The organism is Amphibacillus sediminis NBRC 103570 (genome assembly GCF_001552275.1).
Taxonomy (GTDB): Bacteria; Bacillota; Bacilli; order Bacillales; family Amphibacillaceae; genus Amphibacillus_B; species Amphibacillus_B sediminis.
The window spans coordinates 20826-46741 of the sequence record NZ_BCQW01000023.1; the positions used below are offsets into that span (position 1 = coordinate 20826).

Below are 25916 nucleotides of genomic sequence, written 5' to 3' on the forward strand. Positions count from 1 at the left end.
TATTTAGTATAGCATGTTACCGTCGTTTTAGTCAGGTGTGATTCAGCCCTAGTCCAATGATATAAAGTCAGGTACAATGGAACAGAATAAAGAGAAAAGTGCGGTGAGTGATTATGTTTAAAATCCTACTAATTGAAGATGATCAAACGCTATGCCAGGAAATCAAAACCCGTTTATCTGCGTGGTCTTATTCTGTTTATACCATTGATCACTATGACCAAGTTATGCAACAGTTCTCATCGATAGCACCTGATTTAGTCATTATTGATATCCAATTACCAAAATTCGATGGCTTTCATTGGTGTCGGATGATTCGTTCACATTCAAGTGTCCCGATTATTTTCCTTTCCTCTAGAGATCATCCAACAGATATGGTAATGTCGATGCAGCTAGGAGCTGATGATTATATTCAAAAACCATTTAATTTTGATGTTTTAATTGCAAAGATTCAGGCAATTTTGCGCCGCGTTTATAATTATAATAATGATGTCATCCAGCTTAAAAGCTGGTGTGGTTCAACGATAGACCTAGAGAAAAATACAATAGCAAAAGACAACGAGCAGATTGAGCTGACTAAGAACGAAGCCTTTATTTTAAAGGTTTTAATTGAACATAAAAACAAGATTGTTAGTCGTGATCAATTGATGGAGGCTTTATGGCAAGACAGTCGCTTTATTAGTGACAATACATTAACCGTTAATGTGAACCGGTTAAGAAAAAAGCTTGATGAGCTAGGACTGGGACAATATATTCAAACAAAAGTTGGACACGGCTATATCGCTTTAGAAGAGGAGATTAAATATGATTAGAACCTATTTAATTGAACGACGTAGCTGGTTGTTCTTCTTCGTAAGCATGCAGTTGCTTGGCTTTTTTATTGCCGTCTTAGATCCTACTCTATCCGTAAAAGGAATGCTTTATCTTAATTTGCTATCAAGCTTATTGTTTATCGCCTTCATTTCTATTCGGTACCGCAAGGAGGCTCCCTTCTACCGGGCGCTTAAGGAAAGCGATGAGCAGTTAAGCGATCCAAATTCACCATTGGAAAAAATCGTGCATGATTTCATCGAAGCCAAGCAACTTTCGACAGAAGACATGATTGCCAATAGTGAAGTATGGCTTGAACAAGAAAAAGATGAGATGCTGCGTTGGATCCATGAAGTTAAAACGCCGATGACGGCCATGCAATTAATAATTGAACGAATCGAGGATCCTAGCATAAAAGAAAGCTTACGTTATCAGTGGCTTCGTGTCTACTTACTTTTAGACCAACAACTTCATCAAAAACGAATGCCATTTATCGAAAACGATTTATTTATTGAAAATATCTTTTTAAATGACATCATTTCAGCAGAGATTAAACCACTTTACACATGGTGTAAGCAAAAAGGAATTGGTTTTGACCTTAAATTAGCTGCGACTCATGTAACGAGTGATAGTAAATGGCTTGCTTTTTTGTTAAGACAATTTATCACCAATGCGATCAAATATAGTAATAATCATGATATTAGCATTCATTCTTATTCTAAGGCTAATCAAGTCAAACTGGAAATTTCTGATTACGGACGTGGGATTGCAGCTAAGGATCTGCCACGAATATTTGATAAAGGCTTTACCTCTACTTCACATCATCAGGATCAGGCTTCAACTGGGATGGGACTCTATTTAGCTAAGAAAATTGCCGCATCGCTCCATATTCAGATTGAGGTTAACTCGAACCTCGGCAAAGGAACATCCTTTATCCTAACCTTCCCTAGTAAAAATGCATGGCTCGCTCTCACAAGCATGTGACAAAAACGTCACATGCTTGGTTAATTTGTAAGGAAATAATTAAAGAGAATTTTCAGCTGCAACGTTGTGTATGATTTGATTGCAATATTGTGTTGAAAAGTCTTGCCAACACGCTTAATCAGTTGATCAGCGAAATGAATATCATCATAGTACATTCAATCAGTGGGCGTTTACCGTTCTTCTCCCATTGATTGGCAGTTGAGTAAATCTGGACATTACATCCGTTATCTCCCGCCTAAACAGATTTAGCTCTGCTCTCCAATTTTGAGGTGGACGTTTTACGGCGGTTATCTGTGATAAAAAAAGTAATGTACATGATCCATCTTAATGGATTATACATTACTAAGTTTGGTTATATGACTAAGTATAAAATTCCCCAGTAATTCCAGTACACTAGTCTGAGGGCTCAGCAACTATCCTAAATGATCCCTGAGCTTTCACATAAAATCGACCATCCCATATTTCATAGGGGTATGGAAAGGCAATAAACTGAATTGTTTCCTTTTCCTCCACTAAAGGCGTTATTAACTCAAAAACTTTTCTCTCGCCTGAACAATTTTCCGGAACATAAAGAGCCTTGTCGTTGTCAATAAATGGGTATTGGATCCAATCTTTGAAGCCAACGATTATATAATCAATGGGTTCCTCTGATAATAAACTGTTTCCAACATGCATGTAAAACTTATCATCTTCACTGATCGAAGAAAATGGTGTGAGATCAACCGATTGTGAACTAATAAATAAATCAGGATCAAGATCATCTTGTATAACCTTATCAGGTTCAGCGACCGTTAGCATTCTTTCTTTATTATAATTCGGTTGATCCTTTATTATATACCTCTTTACAAATACTTGTTCCAATTGCAAGGCAGTTTCTAATTGATAACCCTCAATCATATTATTTGGTTTTCTGACTATAATAATCGCAAGTTCTAAAGTTTCCTCATTAATTGGGACGTCTATTTGTAGTTCATTTTCCGAATGGGATTCAGCCTCAAATTCAAAAATGTGGTCAATATGAATACCGTCTATGTAAAAAGGAGTTTGGATAAAATTTTGCAATACAATTAGCCCATACTCCTCGGCTTCTTTCTTTGTATGTTCCAGCCAAACGGTTAATGCCACACGTCCATCCGATACTTCAAGAAGTTCTTCATCGAACAAAAATGCACCAGACCGATCACTGATTGACAATCCCACTTCTTCTCTTTCCTGTGTATATGGTTCAGCATTTGAAAGATCCTGTTTGTTCACTCTGTAGATATAGCTTAAAGAAAAAACACAGATGATCAAAACAACTAGAAAATAGGCTAGTTTTTTTGGGCTTATATTCACGATTAACCAACTCCCAACTCGAAATAAAAAAAGGTAGTAATAAAGGTCTTACTACCTTAATTAATGTTACCAATTAGATTTTGTTACGAGAAACGTATCTTAATGCTACCAATTAGATTTTGTTTCGGGATACGTATCTTTAAAACCATCTCTTTTATATGTGTGGTTTCCAACAGCCAATTTAGATTTCATCGGATTCGTGGGATCTTCCACTTTAACACTTGCTATAGTTGAGTGCTTTTGTGAATCTGATTTAGATTTAAGTAGGCCACCATCCTTATCAAAGATACGTCCTCTCACACCTATTGAGTTTTGTTGATAATCTGCTTCAGACTTTGAAATGGAATATCTGGCTGAGAATAATGGTTTATAGGTTTTAGTTGAGGAACGCCTTTGACCTGCTTTAGCAAATAAACTAAATCCTTCTGATTCTTCATAGGACTCATCAACATCTTCATCAACTAAATGAACCTCTTCTCCATTCAGGAAGAAGGAATCACCGACCTTTACTTCTAGTTCAGAAGCAAAAAGAGCTGTCGAAGGGAGACTAATAAAGATTGAGATGACCAGAAACAGTAAACATAATTTTTTCAAAATTAAACACCTCCTCCCTATGATAAAGTGATGTGAAATATTTTATGTACTATTCTGTACTCAGAATAACAATAATACCAGTATAAGTAAATTAAAATACCTAATTTTTCAAAATAAATAATAATAAATAGAATTGAGAAGGTCTTATCGTCACCTTTTTGAAATTATGATCGTCTTTAAAGATTGATAAGTATAAACCATACACTTAAAAATAAAAGAACCATAGATTGATTAGCGTGTACTTGTTAAGCATGAACTCTAAGTGCTATGGCTCCTTTATTAATCTTAGGTCTATGGAAAAGATATAGTTAAGGGACTCAACTCTGTTATGATCTAGGTGCGATGATAGGTTAACTTATTTTAAGTCCTTACTACTCACATACACTCATATAGGACTCACTCTCACAAGCATGTGACAAAAACGTCACATGCTTGGTCAATTTGTAAGACCAATCAAACGCAAAGTCCACTTAATCAACCTATAATAAGCTTATGACCAATGAAGGAGAGAGCAAAATATGAATATATTAGAAGCGACCCAAATTCACAAAAGCTATGGTAATAAATTTAATAAACAAGCTGTCTTAAAGGGCATTGATTTAGCCATTGAATCTGGTGAGTTTGTTAGTATTATGGGACCATCCGGTTCAGGGAAAACGACATTATTAAATGTGCTCTCCTCAATTGACAAGCTTAGTCAAGGCTCAATCAAGATTGAAGGAAAAGAAATGACCAAGCTAAAAGAAAGACAGCTAGCAGAATTCCGCAAACAGCACCTTGGTTTTATTTTTCAAGAGTATAATCTATTGGATACTTTAACAGTAAAGGAAAACATTCTTCTTCCTTTATCGATTATGGGGTTATCAAAAAAAGAAGCACAAAATCGATTTCAGTCGATTGCCACAGAGCTTGGATTGACATCAATCGCCAACCATTACCCGAGTCAGATTTCTGGTGGTCAAAAACAACGGACATCCGCCGCACGTGCCTTTATTCATCAGCCTAGCATCATCTTTGCCGATGAACCTACTGGTGCACTTGATTCAAAGTCAGCTTCAGATTTATTGGATAAACTAGGTCAATTAAATCAAAACAGACAAACAACCATTGTGATGGTGACACACGATATGACGGCGGCAAGCTTTTCAAAGCGTGTTATTTTTATAAAGGATGGTCGGGTTTACACACAACTCAATAAAGGTGATCAATCCCGAAATGACTTTTATCAAGATATTATGAAAACCCAAGCTGTGTTAGGTGGGGTGCATCATGACGCTTAAACGGTTAATCATTCAAAGCTTAAAACAGAATATCCGCCATTATTATTTATATGTACTTGCTTTGATATTTAGTGTTTCTCTTTACTTTTCTTTCGTCACGCTTCAATACGATCCAGCACTAAATGAAGTGAGTGGTTCAATCAAAGGTGCTGCTGCAATTCGATCAGCCTCTGTTTTACTCTTTGCCATCGTTGCTATATTTTTGCTGTATGCAAATCGAATTTTTATAAAACGTCGTAGTAGTGAGATTGGACTGTTTCAGTTAATTGGTTTAACAAAGGACCGTATTTTCGGTATTTTAACAATAGAAAACAGTGTGATTTATTTTAGTTCACTCGTTGTTGGGATTGGGATTGGATTTGTTTTTTCCAAGCTAGTTATGATGATCTTAATTAAAATAACTAATGTCGATTATCTTGCCAAGTTAAGATTTGCACCACAAGCCCTTAGTCAAACGTTGATTGTTTTTACCATTGTCTTTGTTCTAATCGCATTAACCAATTACTTTTTTATTCGAAAGCAGACAATATTAAGCTTGTTTCATGTGCTAAGGTCAACTGAAAATCAACTCCGTCGAATTTCTGTCCTTAATATGATCATCGGGATGATCGGCTTAAGCTTAATCATTATTGGCTACTTTGTGTCTCAACGACTATTCGATGGTGCCTTTGCCACAATGGATAAATTGTTTCTAGCCATGACATTTATTTTAACTAGTGTAATTATCGGCACCTATTTCTTTTTCAAAGGATCCGTCAGCTTTATCTTAAATCTAATCCGTAAACATAAAAAAGGTTACTTATCCATTAAACATGTTCTAGGTCTGTCTTCACTTATGTTTAGAATGAAATCAAATTCGCTCTTACTAACGATTATCACGACCGTTTCAGCACTTGCGATCGGTCTGCTCTCACTAAGCTATATTACTTATTATTCCGCCGATAAAAATGCTGAACAAAATGTTGTTACAGATTTTGCTTTTACCACCGAGCAAGCAGCAGAGCAATTTTCGACTGTCTTGACACAAGAGGGGATCGACTACGAGCGAATAGTCAGAGAGGTTATTTATGTTGAGGCAGATATTGATGGTATTCTAACCACACCTCTTGATCTGCTAAATGAATTTGATTCATCATTTATTGTACCAGTTGTATCTGAAGAAGTAGTCGAGCATATGGAGGTTGATCAGGGAGAAGTAAAGATGGTTGGTGATAGTCCAATAACCCAATCTATGTTAGCGTTTAAAAACGAAGGAGAATTAGTTTGGCTTACCAAGGAGACAACAATTTCTCAGGAATTTACCGGAATGATTAAAGATACTATCTTACCTTATACATTAACAAGTGGCGGATTGCCAACTGCCATTGTAACGGCGGATACCTTTGAGCAACTGGCAAACCAATTAGACAATGACCAAAGTGTCTTCATCGGCATAGAAATAACTGACCGTGATCAACTTGAACAAGCGAATCAACATTTGACCACGGTCTCAAATGAATTTGGATCTCAAGCATTATCCCGTATCAGCTTTAGTCAGGAACAAAAGCAAAGCATGGGACTAATCATGTTTATCGTTGGTTTTTTAGGCCTGACTTTTCTGATCACATCAGGCTGCATTCTTTATTTTAAACAAATGGATGAAAGTGAACTGGAGAAGGGCAACTACACGATTTTACGTAAACTCGGCTTCACTGAGGCAGATTTAACTAAAGGTATTATCGCAAAACAATTTTTCAATTTTGGCATTCCTTTAATATTAGGATTATCTCATAGCTACTTTGCGGTCCAATCTGGTTGGTTCTTCTTTGGCACAGAGCTTTGGACACCGATGTTAGCCGTGATGGTTCTTTATACAGCCCTGTATTCTTGCTTTGGCTTACTATCCGTAGCCTATTATCGCCAAGTCATTCATCACGCACTATCCTATAAAAATTAAAGCCAAAGCTAACTAGAACAAAAATGAGGCTGGACAAAAGAGTAATTAGATAAGGAAAATCCGAACATTAATGATTCAATACTTATAGCGCTTCGGCAAAACACTTCGCTTTCACTTGCCAGCACAATGGAGACATCTCTTCATAAATTCAGTGTCTCCCTAGCCGTGGGCACGGCTTCGGCTATCTGTGTAAGGAAGTACACTTGACACGGTGGATCCCAGCTCGTGTGGGACTGGGTTACTCGTCCCACCGAAAAAACATGTTTCCACAGGAGTCTATGTGTTTTACCTACGCTTAGTTCAGAATATTCGGATACTCATTTTCATTATTTAGTTATGTCCCAGCCTTATTTTTTATTAATCTACGAATGTTGTATGCTTAACCTTCCATTGTTCTAGCTTAATAAATAACCAGAAACCATATATTCCTAATGTTACAATTGTCAGCAGCCACCATTTAATCCAATTTCCGAACAGACCAGTTGCTGTACCATTAAATTTCAGGCGTCTCCCTTCAACCACAGTGTGATTAATTTTCCAACGATAGCGTACAACTAATGACCATGGATAGCAGATCCCAAGAGTAATCACCGTTACAAACGCTCCTACGATCACCCAGCCAATATACTCAAATAATCCACCATCAAAATAAGATTGCTTTTCCATTCCTTCACTCCTTTAACTCATACGTATTCTAATATCGAGTTCTGCCAACACATCATTAACGTAATTAGACTTAGGAGAATAGTATAATTGCTCTAACTCAAAATCAACAAAAAGTCCGATATCACAGTTAATTGTTGCCAGATCTTTGCTTATTTTAGCAGATAATTCGCCAGCAATCAACTTCTTTCGACAACGATTGAACTTAGCATCAATATTCGGTAGTGTTTGATAAAGGTTTTCGATAGATTGATAGTGTTGAATCAATGGCAGAGCTGACTTTTGCCCTATACCTGCTACACCGGGAATATTATCACTCGTGTCCCCCAATAATGCTTTAACATCAATCCATTGATGAGTCTCAATTTGATAATCAGCTTTAAAGTGATTGACGGTGTAAAGCATCTCATTTCTTTTTTGAGCGATAATTTGTGTGGTGTGCTCATTTAACAATTGTAATAAATCCTTATCATTACTGTATATATAACAATGACCTAATGGCTTTTCCGACCACTTTTTCGCTAATGATCCAATCACATCATCAGCCTCATGTGGTGGAATGGTCAATTGTACAATACCTAGCTGTTCAAGGATCATTGTTAGTGTTTCATATTGCTGTATCAATGGCATTGGCAGTTCATTACGACTTGCTTTATAGAAATCATATTTTTGACGGCGTTCCGTTTCTTCACGTTTAATATCCCAAGCAATCGCTACATGATTAACATGATGCTCATTAATTAAGTTATATAACTTTTGAAAAAAAACGCGTAACGCATTAATGTACTGCCCTGATCGATTTCGCGTTAGCTGATCCTCTGTCTTATTATATGCTGTAGCGAAATAGGCGCGACTTAATAGGTTAAACCCATCAATTATAAGTAAATTTTTTTCTCCCATGTTAAAACCCCTTTAAATTTAGATATCATCGGTGTTCAAAAAGCTATCCATTCAGAAGCGCATACCAGTTAATACGGAGTAGTAAAAAACAAGTCCCCAAGTGAGCTATCCCCTATAACTTGGTATCATTCAAATAACTCTATAAACCTAGTATACCATTAAAAAGCTTACAGTGGTTTCAGCTAACGGCAAACGCATATCGACAAGACACGTTCTTTTTAATCAACGGTAACCATACCTGTTTTTCTTGGAATACGAATAACCTTTGCTTTTTAATAAGGCAGAGAAAGCTAGTTTAGAAAAATTCCGCTTATCGTCAAGTCCTCTGACGAAGGCTTTCGTTTCCTTTAGTCTGATAGAAAAGCTATACTTCCTTATCGTGCCAAGAAAAACCAAATCATAACTGAGTTGAATTCAGTTAGATTTGGTTTCTTAATTTGGTGATCATATTTTTCTTCAGTCCGCTTTTCTTTTTTTAGGCTCTCCGATCTTTAAAGGAGTTGATAGCATTGAAAGCCATATGGCGGTAATTTAATCGTTCCATCTTCATGTAAGTTTACTGCTGGCTCATTAAATAATGCTCTTGTTTGCTTTCCAGCCATTTCAACTATATTAAGCTTTTGCTCGAAATCATTATTATTGATGATGAATACCAAATGAGCTTTGCTGTTCTTTTTTTCATAAACAAGGAGATTTTTTTCTGCATCTGCTTGGATCATCTTAAACGCAGCGTCTGAGCCGAAGGCAGGTTCTTCTTTTCTAATCCGTATTAAATTCTGAACAAACGTAAACAGCTCTAAATCTTGTTTTTCTCGGTCCCACTCCATACATGCTCGACACTCCGGATCTCCTCCACCAGCCATACCGATTTCATCTCCATAATAGAGACATGGTGTGCCAATAAATGAAAGCAGGAATACATACATTAATTTAACTCGATCTTTATTTCCGTTAGCTAATGTCAAGACTCGATCTGTATCATGGCTATCCAGTAAATTGAATAGAACCTTTTGAACATTGTCTGGATACATATGGAGTAGATCTGTTAGGCGATCGTCAAACTGATCGGCTCGAATCGCCCCGGCAGCAAAAAAATCAATGATACTTTCTCTAAGTGGATAATTCATGACAGCATCAAATTGATCTCCTTGAAGCCATTTCATGGAATCATGCCATATCTCACCAAGGATATATAGATCCGGCTTTATCGATTTCATCTCATTGCGAAATGCTCGCCAAAAAGTATGATCGATTTCATTTGCCACATCAAGCCGCCAGCCATCAATATCAAATTCCTCAATCCAATAGCGTCCTACTCTTAGTAAATAGTCTTTCACTTCTGGATTCGTTGTGTTTAATTTAGGCATACTAGCAACAAATCCAAATGCATCATAATTCGGGTGCGGGCTTGTTTGAATTGGAAAATCCCAGATATGGAACCAATCTTTGTATTTTGACTTTTGTCCGTGTTTTAGCACATCCTGAAACGGGGTAAACTCAAAGCCGCTATGATTAAAAACAGCATCAAGCATGACTCTGATCCCGCGTTTATGACAGTCTCGGACGAGTTTACGAAGGGTTTGCTTATCTCCAAATTGCGGATCAAGCTCGAAATAGTCAATCGTATCATATTTATGATTGGAGCTAGCTTTAAAAATTGGACAAAAATAAATTCCTGTGATTCCCAATTCAACTAAATAATCTAAGTGATCAATGACCCCTTGGAGATCACCACCAAAAAAATTGTCAGGAGTAGGTTTATGCTCTCCCCATGATAAGGTTCCAGTTGGATTCCAGGTTGGATTCCCATTAGCAAACCGCTCTGGGAAAATCTGATACCAGATCGTATCTTTTACCCAGCTTGGGGCAGTAAAGATATCTACCTCATGTAAATAAGGAAAGCAAAAGTAAGCACCTATCTGCTCTGGTAGCTCGTCAGTGTGTCCCTTTTCGGTAAAATAACTAACTCCCCCATTCTTATCTTGACAGAGAAAACCATAACGCATACGACGAAAAGCAGGCTCAATTTCTATTTTCCAATAATCTAAACTTTGCGATGATCCTGATTTCTTCATGCTTTTTAAGTGGTAATTCCACTGACTCCCATTAAAATCATAAGGATCACCAAAGATTAATTGAACACTTTCAAGATCAGCTCGTTTGGCTTGAAGCATAATATGCAAATGGTTTTTGTCATAGCTGTATGCATATTGGTTAACAGGCTTATGATAAATCGCTTCTTTAATCATTACTATCCTCTCCTTCATTTAGTGCAACCGTTTGTTTTTAAAACCATCGATCGTCCAGTTTTCATGATTCGATTAAGTTAGTCGTTCCAAAATCATCCTAGACGATCTAAAACAAATTTGATTATCTAGTCCTATCAAGGCTAATGTCCTCTCTATCATCTGCTCAATCATCTCCTAATCATCACCAAGCTCCTTTCCTATAAATGCAAAAAGGGTCCAACCACATTTTAATAAACGAGGTTGAACCCTAGAGTTACATTGCCTTTATCTTTTATGAGTTTATTTTAGATAATATTATTTGAAAAGTCAACAGCTAATAGCCACTAGATTAGAACATTCTGAAGTCATTAATTTGACCGTTTATAACACTTATATACGTAGAAGTTTAATTAATTAGAATAAATATACCGTGTTATACGAATAACTTAAATATACTTATGAAAGTACTTTCCCTCTAAATCTATCAGCTGACCCATTCATCAAAGTAGCTTGTTGACCTTCCCCAAAAAGGGAATTTGTCAACAAGCTGGAGCCATCTGCTATTTTTCCAGATCGTTTAATATACTAACCCTTTGTAGCACCTGAAGCTAACCCAGAAATCAGATACTTTTGTAGGAATAAGTATACAGTTGCAATCGGTATGGCTATTAAGATAGCGCCGGCAGCAAAGCGAGTAAAGTTATTAGAAAATTGATCATTGACAAAATTGAAAAGCCCTAAAGCCAAAGTATAGTTTTCTGGACTTCTTAAAACGATCCGTGGCAGAATATAATCCATAAATGGATTCATGAAATTAAACAAAGCAACAACCGCTAAAATCGGCTTGGCAAGTGGTAAAAGAATCTGAAAGAAAATTCTAAAGTGACCTGCCCCATCCATCTTAGCTGACTCATCTAGCTCTCGAGGTAATGTATCAAAATAACCTTTAACTAGAAAAGCGTTCATCGGGATATTGCCACCTACATAGATAATAATCAAGCCAAGTAAGGTATCTAGTAAATTGATCGTATTCAGTAATATATATAGAGAAACCATCGCCATTAAAACGGGAAACATTTGCAGAAGCAAGAAAGCATAGATTCCATAAGTTCTACCTTTAAAGCGATAACGTGAAAAGGCATAGGCCGTTAAGCCGACGAGTAGTGTTCCGATCAGAGACACAGAAAATGCAACAATCAAGGTATTACGATACCAAATCAAATAGTTACTTCTCGGATCCGTAAATAACCATTGATAGTGGGTAAAAGACCAATTTTCAGGAATAATAGATGCACCGTACAGATTGGAACTTGGATTCAAGGACATTCCAAATGCCCAAAGTAGAGGATAAGCAATAATGACAAACACTATCCCGATAATTAAGTACATGATCGTTAACTCAATAATATTTTTTGTTTTTCGACTAATCGGTTTTTTTCCTGTCATTAGTATGTCTCCTCCTCTTTAAAGGAACGTGAGCGACGGAATTGGAAAAAGGCAAATGTCGCTACAATAATACCTAAAATAATGGATATGGCTGCAGCCATACTAAATTGAGAATTTGAAAAAGTTAAATTGTAAATCCAAGAAAGTAAAATATCGGTTGCCCCAGCTGTTTGCCCTCTAACTGGCGGTCCTCCTCCATTGAATAAAAAGATAATATTAAAGTTGTTAAAGTTAAAGGTATACTGTGTAATTAATAGCGGTCCAGTCGCAAACATGAGATGCGGAAACGTAATGTTACGAAACTTTTGCCAACGCGTAGCTCCGTCCATCTCTGCGGCTTCGTACCAATCATTTGAAATCCCCTGTAATACCCCAGTAAATAATGCATATATATAGGGGAAACCAAGCCAGACTTGAATCATAATTAAAGCTATTTTGGTCCAGGTGGCATTCGTTAACCATGGAATCGTGGTCCCAAATAAAGGCTCGATGATATCTGCATTTATTGCACCAAAATTATCATTAAACAATGCAGAAAAAATGATAATCGTAACAAACCCAGGCACAGCCCATGGCAAAATAAAGATGGTTCGAATAAATTTCTTAAATCTAATTCGCTTGTCATTCGTTAATATGGCCAAGAACATCGCCACAGCAATAGATAAAGTTGTAGCCACTAATGTCCATACGATCGTCCAGGAAAGCACATTAACAAATGTATTCCGCCACTCATCAATCGTAAAGAGATTAATAAAGTTCTGGAAACCAACCCAATCCAACAAGCTCCTTGGTGGGGAGTTGTATAAAGTATAATTGGTAAAAGCTAAAAAACCCATAAATAATAACGGGAACAATACTACAAAAATCAGTAGTAATAAGCCAGGACCAACTAGTACATAAGGAAATCCCGTATCCCACGCATTTCTAAACCCATCCATAATCCCCGTAACTCTCCAGCCATTACGAATCTTAACTGCATCGTGACGAGCATCTTGGATATTAATCACATAAAAGATAATAAAGAATACAGACAAAATCAAAGCCAGGATACCATGGCTTAGAAATAGCCTTGAATCATCTTGTCTCTCTACTTCACCTAATGAAATTAAACCTTGAAGTCCGGTTTGCAAATAGTCAAATAAAACGATTAAAAAGGCTGTAAATAAAATAAAAATGAGCGTACCCTTAACATAGCGCTTATTATAAATTTGACCAAAGCCCGGAATGATCGAGAGTAGCATAGCAAGCTTTGGATTATGGTTGCTATGTGATGGCCCTTCATGCTTCTGTACACTTGCTTGTTTTTTCTTTATAGCCAATGCCTTTCCCTCCTCTAAAAGAGAAGGGATCAATACTTTTTAATCCCTTCTCCAAAACATTACTGTCCCATTATCGCAATATTCTCACTTATATTATGGACTGCTTCATCTAACACTTCCTGAACATCGTCGCCCTGAGAAATAAAGGTTAATGCTTCCTCCATCGGGGTCCAGATTTGTGACATTTCAGGAATGTTTGGCATTGGATGTGCCGATAATGTTTGCTCAAAAAATGCATTCATAAACTCATCATCAATCACAACAGATGTATGTGCTGGTAATTCTCCAGTATCCTCAAAAATTATTTTTGAGCTTTCTTCATTGGTTATATAGAGTGCAAGCTCAGTTGCCCAATACTGATTCTCAGTATAATAATTTACTAGCCAACCCTTATTACCTGAATGAGTATTTAAGCGTTCACCATTATAAGTTGGGAATGGTACGACTTCTAAGCTATCACCTAAAGCATCAAGGTAGTCTTGGATTGCCCACGGCCCATTTACAACCATAGCAGCCTGACCATCCATGAATAAACCGTTGACGATATCAATCGTCAAGCCCTGTGGCATAAGTCCTTGGTCAAACCATGATTGAATATCTTCTCCAGCAGATACAGCCCCCTCAACATTAAGTCCAATGTCCTCAGGATCATAGACTCCATCTGCATCCTGACCAAAGGTGTAGGCACCATCTTTCGTAATAAAAGGATACATAAAGTAATAATCAACTGGGTTGACAAGGAATCCATAAGTATCACCATTTGTGATCGCTTTAGCTGTTTCAATCAGCTCTTCATAAGTTTCAGGTGCCTGATCAACTAAATCCGTATTAATGAATAGAGCATAGGTTTCAACTACAGCTGGGATACCATACTGAATACCATCATAGCTCAGTGAGGTCAGTGCACTCTCATTATATCCTGCTAAACGGGCTTGTTGTTCTTCAGTGAACTCCAATTCAGCGGCTACCCCTTGAAGATGTACATCTCCAATTCGGTCATGCGGTTGAAAAAACAAGTCTGGTCCTTGTCCCGATGGACCATCTAAGCTAATCCCATCTAACTGATCAAGCATAGAATACGGGATTAATTCAACCTCAATACCATATTCATCTGTAAAATTACTAAAAATTTGCTCATAGGCATCTAACTGACGTTCTTCATCATTAACCCAAACCTTTAAGAAATCCGGCTTTTCAGGAACTCCTTCTTCTGTTACTTGTTCATCACCGTCACTTTCTGAAGACGTATCGACGTCCTCGGTTGAGTCTCCTCCACCACAGGCAACTAAGAAAAACATTAACACCGACATTAAAAGTGCATTAAACCAGATCGATTTACGCTTTACCATGTTTATTTCCCCCTCCAAAATTTAAACGAATAAAAGGTGCAAAACATTTGTCTGTAAAAACTTAATGATCAACCACAAAGACAAACGATTGCACTAAACAGCACAAGTTAATAAAGTGAAATCGCTTGCACTATTTATTGATTCCATTATACTACCAGTTCTAACGATCTGACAACCTTTTTTTCAAAAAAAAATAAATTCTATGAAATCGATTTAATTATTGTTATATCAAGACATTTATGAACAAATTAATCTATCTACCACATTCCATCCTGACCGAAAATCGCTTCGGTTATTTTCTGAATTTTTTGTCTGATTATAGCTACATTTTTGTAAAACGTTTGCACTAATTTGTAACTGATTACTAAAAATTATCGTCTTCTTCATATTAGGAACAATGTCATTACTTTGAAACATGCAACGACTTTTACATTTGATTTAATCATCGTTTTTGCTCGTTTTTACCTAACATACTCAAATAACTAGGCAAAATTCAGCGCAAACGTTTTCTCTATTCTATGAAAAGTGTGACCTAAATATGTCTGTTTAAAAGAAGTTTGTCACAATTCAGTATCGTTATTATTTAATTAAGAACGCTTGATTATAGTAAACATTTAAAATTAGTCCCTTCTCTTTATCTCAAATGTACCTTGGCGAATTTGTAACCAGATTTTATTGTACTTCGTTCGATAAAATTGCACTGAAAATCTGTAGCATCCGCCGGAGGCTTTAACTTGATTCAACCAGGTTTACCCCCCTGAATGAAAGAGAATTAGTCATTCGCCTTACCACTTATCTAGAAGTAAGAGACTTCTGCTGCTGAATGAAGGTGGTAAAGATATAAGATTTATTCGATGTTTCTTTGGTGTTGACCGAGGCTATTTTCCGTTCAAACTTACTTATTGGCATTGGCTTAACCGAGCTAACCACTCACAAGATGAATCTTTCTCTATGAAACCGCCGTCAACTTATGATAAAATTCTTTTATTGGTGTAGAGTTGAAAGGGTGTGGTATGGATGTATTTTTACGATCGACTAAAAGAAAATCAACACCGCTTAAACGAAACAGAACAGTCCATCTTAGATTATTTATTAGAACGTTCAAGTGAAATTAAAGATTTGACGATTCGAGAAGCTGCGAAGGATAACTTTACTGCCCCTAATACTATTATTCGACTTTGTCAAAAATTGGATTTTAAAGGCTTTACTGATTTTAAAGAGGGGCTCTATGCTTCGATACAAACTAAAACGGACTTTGTCGAGGTAACATCACTTGATGAACAGATTATAAAAACAAAACAATTAGTTAATACAGAGTTAATCGACCATCTCGTCGATTGTATTCATCATGCTAATAAAATACTATTTTTTGCAGTGGGGCTTTCTCGTTTCCCGGCACAGGAGCTTGATGCTAGGCTACAATTAGTCGGGAAAAATAGCCAAATCTTTGTCGATCCTCACGTGATGAAACATAACGCAAGTTTGTTAACAGACAAGGATTTGGCAATTGCGATTAGTATAAGTGGCACAACTGACAATATTTTAGAGGCTACTACGATTGCTAATGTAGCTGGTGCCAAAACGCTAAGCATAACAGGGTTTTCCAACAATCCACTAGCCAAACGTACGACATTCCAACTCTATGGTTTCACCACTGAGGTTCGAGTTAGTGGTATCGATGCGGCTGATCGTTTTAGTATTCATTACTTGATCAACCTGCTATTTAATGAGTATTTAAAGAAATACCACACATAATGAGAAGCATGGTGCGCTTGGCTGCTTGATGTAGTAGCTGCGGACCATTTTTTATTGCCTGAGTTAGATCCATTGGCTGATCAATAATCGGAATAATTGCCATAATATTTCGCTCTGGCATTGCCGTTAAACCTTCTTCAACACTACCTGCAAATACAATGGTAGGCTTGTGACAAGATTGAGCTAAACCGCTAATCCCAATCGGTACCTTTCCATTTAATGATTGAGAATCAAATTTTCCTTCACCCGTTATAACTAAATCAGCTTTAGCTATTTTTTCTGCTAATTTTCCCCGTTCAGCAAGAAGAGAAAAACCACTTTGAAACCGAGTTTCAAAAAAAGAATAGAACGCAAAGCCAATTCCACCCGCGGCTCCTGCACCTGGTTCATCCTGACAATGTGTCTGTGTTATTGTGTTTACGAGCTGCGCATATTGGGAAAGAGATTGCTCATATGCCGCTAAAGTTTGACTTGCTAAGCCTTTTTGTGGACCAAATATATACGTAGCCCCCTGTTCACCTAACAATGGATTAGAGACATCTGAGGCAATCGTAATTTTAACTTTATACAAGCGTGGATCAAGCTGACTTTTGTCAATTGATTTGATTTGATTAAGTTGGATCGGAAGCAGGTCAAGCTCAGCTCCATTTTGATCTAAAAATTTGACACCTAATGCTTGAAGCAAGCCCACTCCTCCGTCTACAGTAGCACTCCCACCTAATCCAATGATCATTTCCTGTGCACCTTTATCTAGAGCAGACTTTATTTGCTCACCTACACCAAAGCTGGTATGGAAATAGGGATTAAGCGTTTCTGGCTTTACTTTAGTTATACCAGCTCCTTCGGCTACCTCAATAATGGCTAGTTTTTCATCTTGAATCCAACCATATTTCCCTTCTATTTGAGATCCGTCCGGTCCAGTAATGGTTTCTGTTACTGTCTCACCATCTAGTAATTGGACAAAAGCAGCAACCGTTCCCTCACCACCATCTGCAATCGGATAGGTTGTCACTTTATGTTGAGCTCCAATAGCTAACTGGACGGCAGCATTAGCCTCATCACTTGTCATTGATCCTTTAAAGGAATCCATTGCCACTAAAACATCCATGTTCATTCTCCTTTTGTATTTCGTTAAAAACATGATAACAAAAAAAGCAAAAGCAGGTCAGTCCTGCTTCCACTCTCTCATTTAGCACGGCTATTTAAGCTCAGGCCAATAATCCTTGTTTGCTTCAATTAAAGCATCGAGTACTTGTCTAGCCTTCTTTGCGTCAACAACTGTTCGGTTTAAAGTTAACGCCTGAAGCGCTTTGGTATAGGAGCCTTCAATATAAGCTTCAACAGTTAATCTTTCAAAGGCATGTTGCCCCTCAATTAAACCTTTATAGAAGGTATCAATTTGTCCTACTGAATAAGGGGCAGGTCCATTTTTACCTAGCGATGACGCCACCTCAATCATGACATCATCTGGTAAGTTAGCTACAATTCCGTCATTCCGAACAATCACAATATACGTTTTCCGTAGATTGTTGGCAATTGAGGCAGCTACCTCAACCATCATATCACCATGGGCATCATTATGAACGACACTAGAGTCAGCAGCTGTCCCATTTTCAACAATACGAGCACATTCAGCAAAAACTTTTTTCTCACGTCCTGCTCTCACTTCATCTGTGCGGGTAAAATTTGGATCAAGCTTTGATAATTTATAGTCAGGATAGAGATAGTACTGCAAATAAGTGTTTGGTAAATAATCAGGGAAGTCCCGGAGCATATCCTCTACCATGGCATAGGTATCTAGCCAAGATTGATCGCGTTGCTCAGCATCTACAGGTCGAAACCCGCCGTTAGCAACAATTTCTTTAATTTTAGGCGCAACGTCATTTCCCTCTTGATCATAAATCGCAGTGAACCAGCCAAAGTGATTTAAGCCAAAATATGTTGGTTCAAGCTTATTTACATCATAATCGATTAGCTTAGCATATGAACGCATCAAATTAACAGGTTGGTCGCATATATTTAAAATACGTTTATCATCTGGGAACAAGCGGTCTAATGCTAAAGCGACAATAGCAGCTGGGTTGGTGTAGTTTAATATCCAAGCATCTGGACTTAGGCGACGCACATCTTTCACCATTTCAACCATATCACGGATAGAGCGAAGTCCATAAGCGAAGCCACCAGGGCCACATGTTTCTTGACCAATCACCCCTAAGCTTAACGGAATTTTTTCATCCTTTTCGCGCATGTCGAAGCCACCTGTGCGCATTTGACAAAAAACAAAATCAACATCCTTATAAGCGATCTCTTTATCAGTTGTGTATTCAACTTCTACTTCTGGCGCTTCCTCTTTAAATAAAATTTTAGCAAATTCGCCAATAACATTTTGACGCTCGGCATCGATATCATATAAGACCACACGATTTAATGCAAATTGATCTAAATGTGTCGTCATCGCTTTTAATATCCCTGGTGTCCATGTTGACCCTCCGCCAACTAATACAATATTATTTCTCTTCATTTCCTGCCACTCCTTTTACTTTTTGGGCAATCCCTTCTACTTGTGGGCCGTAAATCACCTGTAGGTGAGTATCATCAATTTTGACCACACCGGCAGCTCCGGTATTCTTTAATGCTTGTTCATCTGCAATATTGGCATCTTTAACAACGAGACGGAGACGGGTGAAGCAATTTTCAATTTCCTCAATGTTATCAACCCCACCTAATGCTTTGACAATGGTTTCACCTAAATGACCATCATCGTGAATGACAACATCATGACCCTCATCTAGCTTTTCACGTCCAGGTGTTTGAACATTCTTTTTCAAAATAACAGTTTTGAAAACATAGTAATAGGCAAAGGCGTAACCGATACCTACAAGAACAGCAAAGTACCAACGTGTTTCAATTCCTTGTAGAACACCAAAGACACCGAGGTCAATGACCCCACCTTGAACATTACCAATGACAACGTTAAATAAATCCATGAGCATAAACGATAATCCAGCCATAAACGCATGAAATACGAATAAAATCGGTGATACGAAGATAAAAGAAAACTCTATTGGTTCTGTTATACCTGTTGTAAATGACGCTAACGCTGCTGCAAAAAGTAATCCTTTGACTCGTTTTTGCTCACCACTTCTAGCCGTTTTGATCATAGCAAATGTTGCTGCAGGTAAACCAAAGACCATAAATGGAACCTTTCCTTGCGCTAAGAAGCGTGTGGCTGTAGCCATTAAATCAAAATCAAGAATATCCTGTGCTAATGCCGTGTTGAATATATTTAATGCTCCTACAACTTGTTCGCCATCGATCATGGTCACTCCACCAATTGGTGTAAAGCGAACAAGCTGATTAAGAATATGATGTAAGCCAGTTGGAACAAGTAAACGTTCTAAGAATCCAAATATGAATGTCCCAATTGCACCAGAGTTAGCAATGACATGACCTGTACTTTCAATTGCCATCCCAAGGAATGGCCATACATAATACATAATTAAACCAAGCACAGGGGTAACGACTGTTGTGATGATTGGGATAAATCGTTTACCACCAAAAAAGCTAATCGCCATCGGTAACTCGATATTATAGTAGCGATTGTGTAGTGCAGCTACTAATGCACCAGCCAGAATGCCTCCAAATACATTCATTCTTAATGTGAAAATCCCAAGTACTGTCTCGTATTGAGAAGCGAGCTGTGTTGCTTCCAATTGAGATAAGCCAGTCCCTACTAAATAATCAACGGAAGTGGTCTCAGCAGTAATGCCGTTAAGTGCTAGAATATAGTTCAATGTGATGTGGAAAAGGATAAATCCGATAACGGCTGAGAATGCTGCTGTTGGCTTTTCTTTTCTAGCCATACCAATGGCAATCGATACTGCAAATAAGATAGGTAAATTACCAAATAGTGCACCAGCCAACGCACGAATAAAACCGATAATATTTTGGACAACGGTGAATGAAACAAACGTCTCACCAACGATGTCAGGATTTTGTAGTACAGATCCCAACCCCAAGAAAATACCTGCCGCTGCAATAATTGAAATCGGCATCATTAATGATTTACCTAATTTTTGCAAAAAATCTTTCATTTAACTAAACCTCCCTTATCTCTTTGCACCATCAAATATAATAGAGTCCGAAACCGATTACAATAGATGCTACCGGATTACAAACAAAATGAACCATTTACGACCTGTACACAAACGTGTGTTATTGTACACGTTTACATTTTGTGAATCGAGTGTTTTAGGCATGTAAGATGTGTGCAACCCATAATTGATAAAGGCTTTGGGCCTTAAATGGCAGGCACAATAAACGGACACATGGCTCTATTGCCACATGTCCGTTTCCTTGAATAGTAAGTATTCTGACATACTTATTGAACTTGATTCAATAACTGATAAGGCCTAAAACTTTAGGGTCTAGGCTTGTGCCTTAATTAATGCCTGGTCTAAGTCATCGATTAAATCATCAATCGCCTCAAGGCCTACAGACAATCTAACCAGTTCCTCTCGTACTCCCATAGCTTCTAGCTCTTGTTTAGATAACTGTTGGTGTGTCGTAGTGGCAGGGTGAATAATCAATGATTTGGCATCACCGACATTGGCCACATGGGACCACAAGCTAACATTGTCGATTAACCTACGGCCAGCATCACGGCCGCCTTTGATGCCAAAGGCAATAATAGATCCAAAGCCACCGTTCAATACCTGTTTAGCTAACTGATGGGATGGATGGTTATTAAGTCCCGGATAGTCGACCCAATCAACCGCTGGATGATTTGTAAGGTAGACAGCGAGCTGAGCAGCATTCTCATTATGTCGCTGAACACGCAAATGTAATGTTTCAAGTCCTTGAATTAATTGAAAAGCATTATAAGGACTCAGTGCTGCACCAAAGTCACGTAATAGTTGTACTCTTAGCTTCGTAATAAAGGCAAGTGCTCCGAAATCATTAGCATAGCGAATGCCATTATAACTAAGATCCGGCTCGGTAAAGGTTGGAAATTTTCCAGATTGCCAATCAAATCGACCACCGTCAATAATTACTCCCCCAATCGTTGTTCCGTGACCTCCGATCCATTTGGTAGCAGAATGGATGACGATATCAGCACCGAGTAAAATCGGCTTAACTAAATAAGGTGTTGCAAATGTATTATCAACGATTAGTGGGATACCATGATTATGTGCGACCTTAGCAATCTGCTCAACATCAAGGACATGTAAATTCGGGTTGCTAATAATCTCAGCAAAAACCCCTTTTGTCTTCTCCGTAATAGCAGTCGCAATTTGTTCTGGATCGTTAGGATCAACAAATTTCACTTTAATCCCATATCGCGGTAGAGTAACTGAAAATAAATTATAAGTTCCACCATAAAGATTCGTTGCCGCGACAATTTCATCTCCTGCTGAGGCTATATTTAAAATAGCCAACGTAATCGCTGCCATTCCTGATGAAGTAGCAACGGCCGCTTCTCCTTCTTCTAATAAAGCGACACGCTTTTCAAATACATCGACGGTTGGATTTCCGATTCGTGAATAAATATTACCCGGCTCCGCTAACGCAAATAATCGTTCAGCATGCTCCGTATCATCAAATACGTATGAAGTAGTCTGATAGATAGGGACTGCTCTTGACCCAGTTGTTGGGTCTGGTGATTGTCCTCCATGTAATGCAAGAGTTTCAATCGCATAGCTATTTTGTTGGTTTGTCATGTACTTTCCTCCTAAATTTTTTAATTTATCAAAACAACAGCTCGTTCTTCCATTCTTTTGCAGGACCTTGCCAATCTGAGAGATATGAAATAAAAATATTTAACGACTACGACTTTTATAAGAGCTGTCGAGCTTGCTCTTGTCTGTTGATCCAATAAATCCAGGCTTAAATTTAGAGCTATTGATGGCATGATCCGTATAGCTCGGTGGCTTTTAGACAATCAGTTGAACCGTTGATCCGACAATCTAACTACATTCCCTTCTCTTCCCGATTTAAGACTGCCTCTTCTACGACAAAAAAACCTGCTTCACCAATGATGAAAGCAGGTTTCCGAATGCTAATTTGCTTCATCATCCAAAGCCTAAGCTTTGCTGGTTGGGGCACCTTACCAAATAGTAGGTTGCCGTGGAGTCACAGAGCCAGTTCTCTCGTCCACTCGTGATAAAATTGTCTAAATATTTAGATTAAACTGATTATAACATAGATATTCATTCTGTCTAGTCCTTATTTTATCTCCACCTGTAAAGGCCTTTGGTAAACCATATATTCCCATCGGGAATTTATCGAGATAAGCTAGATAAGTTCTGGAAGCACATATACCAAGACGCTTTTGACTTTGAGGGATTACTTTATCACGAAGTGGGTATAGATAAAATAACACATGTTTAAAGGAGTCGATGATATGACGAAATCCACCTTAAACGGTAGGGTGGCAATCATTACAGGGGCAAGTTCAGGGATTGGCCGCGCAAGTGCGATTAAGCTAGCCCAAGAGGGGGCAAAAGTAGGTTTAATTGATTTAAAGGAAGATAAAGCCGAGGCATTAAAGGGCGAGTTAGAGCAATTAGGGAGTCAAGTCGTATTAGCAGAAGCCGATATCAAGAATCCAGATCGGATCAAATCTGCTATCGATAAAGTTGTCGAGGAATTTGGCAGGCTTGATATTGTCTTTGCCAATGCCGGTATCAATGGGAAGGTGGCTCCAATTGAGGATATTACCCCAGATGAATGGGATATGACTCTACATACTAACTTAAAGGGAACATTCTTAACCACAAAGTACGCCGTTCCTCATATGAAGAAAGCTGGTGGAAGTATAATCATTACCAGTTCGATAAATGGGAATCGTAAATTTTCGGCAGTTGGTATGTCTGCCTATAGCGCAAGTAAAGCTGGGCAAATGGCACTTGGTAAAATGGCAGCACTAGAGCTATCTCATTATAAAATTCGTGTTAATATTATTTGTCCTGGTGCCATTGAAACCAACATCGGAGAAAATACTTTTAAAGAGGAAGAAAATTTAAAAAAAGTCAGAATACCTGTTATCTACCCAGAAGGGTCTCAGCCATTAGAACATAAGCCAGGAACTCCAGATCAGGTTGCAGAGCTTGTTTATTTTTTAGCATCAGACGCTTCTAGCCATATCTCTGGCACTGAAGTATTTATTGACGGTGCTTCAACTTTACTTTAATACGTGTTTAAAGGTCGCCCTTCAAATGGCATAGACTAAAATATTGGAATAAATGCAACCCCAGTAAAAAGAAAAAAATAATCCAATCAGGATGTACCACACTTAATCAAGTGAAACTTCGTTCAGTGGGGGGTTCGACGCATAGAATATGCTCGTACAGACGTTGCGACACGACGTCGTGAACTTAGTCAGCTTTCTCTCTCCCCCACTGAACGATAGTTGAACCAATCGGGCCGTTACTGGCTGTTGGATCTCCCACTTAGACATAACGTGTTCCCTTATTTCTTGTAGTGGTAGTCTTACAAAAGCCCTTCGATGGGGCGAGTAATCGCAGCCCCAGCCAGTTACACCGCGATAAAACAAGTAAAGAGCTGATCCCAATTTCAGATTGGAACAGCTCTTTATTATTATAAGCTTAATTGCCATGAAACACCGAAACGATCATTAAACCAGACGAACTTTTTACTAAAACCGTATTGATCTAAAGGCATTAAAACCTCTCCTCTTTCAATCAGCGTTTGGTACGCATACTCAAGTTCGACTAACGTATCAAATTTTACAAACAATGAAACTGATGGGGTAAAATCAAATTGATGCTTAACTATACTATCTGTAAAAAAAATTTGCTGACCATGAATGGTAATAACGCCTTGTTGAACTTTAGCTTGATCACCTTCCTCACTATGAGCATAGCGATGTAGTTCATTAATTTCCGCATCATTAAAACCATTCACATATAAGCGCATCGCCTCCTCAGCTTGTCCAGTAAACATGAGAAAAGGACGGACGATCGTCATCATTTTCCCCCCTTTCTTAAACACCGTCGTTTTTCTTTGAATTACTAACTAATACTTTGAAGCTGTCTATCCCAAAGAAATTCATTGTTGAATTAAATACTACCACTATATTTTATTCTGTATATTAACTTATTAACTCACCTAACACGATTATAACCTATTTAAAGCAAGATGGGGGATAAATTAGAATTGGATAACTTTGATAAAGTGAAGGAAAAAGTTAGATACGATATGAAGGAGCATGAGCTTAAGTTAGCTAAATCCAACCAGACTAAGACAACTTTCATGAAATGCCTTTCCATGCTATTTTCCAGTCAGAGCATCGTTATGGATAGCTGTCCATGGTTAAAACCCCTGACTGGAAAAATCTCTTTTATTCGTTGCTATTCACTGCATTTATTTTAAAGCCTCTAATAAATAACTATTCAATAGTAAATTCTGCTCCAAGTAAAGTAGTGAGATCTGCAATACCTTCTGCACTTATTTGTTTAACAACACGGTAATGACCTGGACCAAGATCCGTTAATTCAATAATTTGCTCATGCTTATCACCAGGGGATAGAATAATTGCAATCTCTATAAAAGCTAAGTCAAGGGGGACTTCCCACCATTTATCATCTATTTTTTGTTCGATTTGATAATGCATACCTAAAAAAATTGTAGTTGGACCAAAGTTTTCAATCTGCAATTTAGCTTGCTCATCTGATTGATAGCTAGCCTGATCTAATGAGAGTTGGGCATTTAATTCTTGGGCAGGAACAAGCATTAGACCTAATAACGTATCTTCAACCTTCCCATTCTCCGCTAAAATTTCAGCACTTAACAAATAGATCTTGTTTTCCTGTTCAGGTAATTGACTCTGGTAAAGCGTAGTATACGATGGTTCAATTTGCTCAACTTCAATTAGCTTTTCATCAATAATCTCAATCGGTTCTAAGGTTGAGTCTAATTCCACTAACTGTATTCTAACCTTATGGTTAAACTGGAGCTTCTCTTCCTGATCCAGATGAAAGCCTAACTCGATGAAAGCACCAGGTAATAAGTTCCCATTAGAAATAGTATAACCGAGCATACCTTGTCCATTATGAGCAAACCACTCACCAGTTGGAGCTTGATAGCCTGTTAATTCAGCAAGCTGTTGCTGATCATAAAAGAATTCTTGAGAGAATGGAATGCTTAAAAATAGGTCAACATCTGAAGAGCCAATATGATCAGATAGTTCACCACTGCCAGCTTCCCAATCCGTGCGAATATCGCTGCTAGTAGTCGTATCTTGGTCACAAGCTATAAGCAAAACAAGAAATACAATCATAAACCATTTCATCAAACTG

At 37.9% G+C, this 25916-nt stretch carries 19 protein-coding genes, 1 pseudogene and 1 riboswitch; of the genes and pseudogenes, 6 read left to right on the forward strand and 14 right to left on the reverse strand.

Translation table 11 applies throughout. From position 1 onward, the window contains the following. The first annotated feature begins 113 nt into the window (after positions 1-113). On the forward strand, positions 114-809 hold the full coding sequence (locus ASE01S_RS12395; RefSeq protein ID WP_067842842.1) for a response regulator transcription factor: 696 nt from the start codon (positions 114-116) through the stop codon (positions 807-809). Next, positions 802-1791 (forward strand): sensor histidine kinase, encoded by a 990-nt coding sequence (locus ASE01S_RS12400; protein WP_067842844.1) that lies wholly within the window; start codon positions 802-804, stop codon positions 1789-1791. The genes ASE01S_RS12395 and ASE01S_RS12400 overlap by 8 nt, the downstream gene beginning before the upstream one ends. Positions 1792-2184: 393 nt before the next feature. On the opposite strand, the gene ASE01S_RS12405 is transcribed toward ASE01S_RS12400, so the two are convergent. Together ASE01S_RS12405 and ASE01S_RS12410 are read right to left on the reverse strand one after the other, a co-directional pair. Further along, on the reverse strand, positions 2185-3126 hold the full coding sequence (locus ASE01S_RS12405; protein ID WP_067842847.1) for a hypothetical protein: 942 nt from the start codon (positions 3124-3126) through the stop codon (positions 2185-2187). Positions 3127-3231: 105 nt separating this feature from the next. Next, complete coding sequence (locus tag ASE01S_RS12410; RefSeq protein WP_067842849.1) at positions 3232-3720, reverse strand: hypothetical protein; 489 nt, start codon at positions 3718-3720, stop codon at positions 3232-3234. Between the two features lie 518 nt (positions 3721-4238). Between ASE01S_RS12410 and ASE01S_RS12415 the strand changes: the two genes are divergently transcribed. Both ASE01S_RS12415 and ASE01S_RS12420 read left to right on the forward strand, forming a co-directional pair. Beyond that, positions 4239-5000 (forward strand): ABC transporter ATP-binding protein, encoded by a 762-nt coding sequence (locus tag ASE01S_RS12415; protein WP_067842852.1) that lies wholly within the window; start codon positions 4239-4241, stop codon positions 4998-5000. Then, complete coding sequence (locus ASE01S_RS12420) at positions 4990-6936, forward strand: FtsX-like permease family protein (protein WP_067842855.1); 1947 nt, start codon at positions 4990-4992, stop codon at positions 6934-6936. The genes ASE01S_RS12415 and ASE01S_RS12420 overlap by 11 nt, the downstream gene beginning before the upstream one ends. A gap of 357 nt (positions 6937-7293) precedes the next feature. On the opposite strand, the gene ASE01S_RS12425 is transcribed toward ASE01S_RS12420, so the two are convergent. The 6 genes from ASE01S_RS12425 to ASE01S_RS12450 form a co-directional block, all read right to left on the reverse strand. Beyond that, positions 7294-7602, reverse strand: a complete 309-nt coding sequence (locus tag ASE01S_RS12425; RefSeq protein ID WP_067842857.1) for a DUF898 family protein — start codon at positions 7600-7602, stop codon at positions 7294-7296. 12 nt (positions 7603-7614) lie between these two features. Continuing rightward, positions 7615-8499 (reverse strand): 5'-3' exonuclease, encoded by an 885-nt coding sequence (locus ASE01S_RS12430; RefSeq protein WP_067842859.1) that lies wholly within the window; start codon positions 8497-8499, stop codon positions 7615-7617. Between the two features lie 491 nt (positions 8500-8990). Continuing rightward, positions 8991-10748, reverse strand: a complete 1758-nt coding sequence (locus ASE01S_RS12435; protein WP_067842861.1) for a glycoside hydrolase family 13 protein — start codon at positions 10746-10748, stop codon at positions 8991-8993. A 564-nt stretch (positions 10749-11312) separates the two neighbouring features. Then, positions 11313-12116 carry a sugar ABC transporter permease gene (locus ASE01S_RS12440; RefSeq protein WP_373277957.1) on the reverse strand — a complete coding sequence of 268 codons (804 nt, stop codon included), beginning with the start codon at positions 12114-12116 and terminating at the stop codon, positions 11313-11315. Positions 12117-12172: 56 nt separating this feature from the next. Beyond that, positions 12173-13486 (reverse strand): sugar ABC transporter permease, encoded by a 1314-nt coding sequence (locus tag ASE01S_RS12445; RefSeq protein ID WP_281176909.1) that lies wholly within the window; start codon positions 13484-13486, stop codon positions 12173-12175. 65 nt (positions 13487-13551) lie between these two features. Beyond that, positions 13552-14841, reverse strand: coding sequence for a sugar ABC transporter substrate-binding protein (locus ASE01S_RS12450; RefSeq protein ID WP_067842866.1), 1290 nt, complete (start codon positions 14839-14841; stop codon positions 13552-13554). Positions 14842-15858: 1017 nt separating this feature from the next. Here ASE01S_RS12450 and ASE01S_RS12455 point away from each other — a divergent pair. Continuing rightward, positions 15859-16596, forward strand: coding sequence for a MurR/RpiR family transcriptional regulator (locus ASE01S_RS12455; protein WP_067842869.1), 738 nt, complete (start codon positions 15859-15861; stop codon positions 16594-16596). Here ASE01S_RS12455 and ASE01S_RS12460 read toward each other — a convergent pair. From ASE01S_RS12460 to ASE01S_RS12475, 4 genes and pseudogenes are all read right to left on the reverse strand, one after another. Continuing rightward, positions 16565-17704, reverse strand: a complete 1140-nt coding sequence (locus ASE01S_RS12460; RefSeq protein WP_067842872.1) for a glycerate kinase family protein — start codon at positions 17702-17704, stop codon at positions 16565-16567. The genes ASE01S_RS12455 and ASE01S_RS12460 overlap by 32 nt on opposite strands. A 90-nt stretch (positions 17705-17794) precedes the next feature. After that, on the reverse strand, positions 17795-19117 hold the full coding sequence (locus ASE01S_RS12465) for a 6-phospho-alpha-glucosidase (RefSeq protein ID WP_067842875.1): 1323 nt from the start codon (positions 19115-19117) through the stop codon (positions 17795-17797). Then, positions 19104-20690 carry a PTS transporter subunit EIIC gene (locus ASE01S_RS12470; RefSeq protein ID WP_067842878.1) on the reverse strand — a complete coding sequence of 529 codons (1587 nt, stop codon included), beginning with the start codon at positions 20688-20690 and terminating at the stop codon, positions 19104-19106. Before ASE01S_RS12470 ends, ASE01S_RS12465 begins: the two co-directional genes overlap by 14 nt. Positions 20691-21032: 342 nt before the next feature. Next, positions 21033-22316: pseudogene (locus tag ASE01S_RS12475) on the reverse strand (O-acetylhomoserine aminocarboxypropyltransferase/cysteine synthase family protein); the annotation flags it as partial. A 345-nt stretch (positions 22317-22661) separates the two neighbouring features. Then, a riboswitch (SAM riboswitch) is annotated at positions 22662-22765 on the reverse strand. A 234-nt stretch (positions 22766-22999) separates the two neighbouring features. On the opposite strand from ASE01S_RS12475, the gene ASE01S_RS12480 reads away from it, so the two are divergent. Beyond that, a complete protein-coding gene (locus tag ASE01S_RS12480) occupies positions 23000-23788 on the forward strand; it encodes an SDR family oxidoreductase (RefSeq protein ID WP_067842884.1) in 789 nt (262 codons plus the stop codon). A gap of 407 nt (positions 23789-24195) precedes the next feature. On the opposite strand, the gene ASE01S_RS12485 is transcribed toward ASE01S_RS12480, so the two are convergent. Together ASE01S_RS12485 and ASE01S_RS12490 are read right to left on the reverse strand one after the other, a co-directional pair. Next, positions 24196-24585, reverse strand: a complete 390-nt coding sequence (locus tag ASE01S_RS12485) for a VOC family protein (protein WP_067842887.1) — start codon at positions 24583-24585, stop codon at positions 24196-24198. A gap of 421 nt (positions 24586-25006) precedes the next feature. Beyond that, positions 25007-25916: immunoglobulin-like domain-containing protein (locus ASE01S_RS12490; protein ID WP_217995658.1), on the reverse strand; the 910-nt coding region annotated here is incomplete at its 5' end.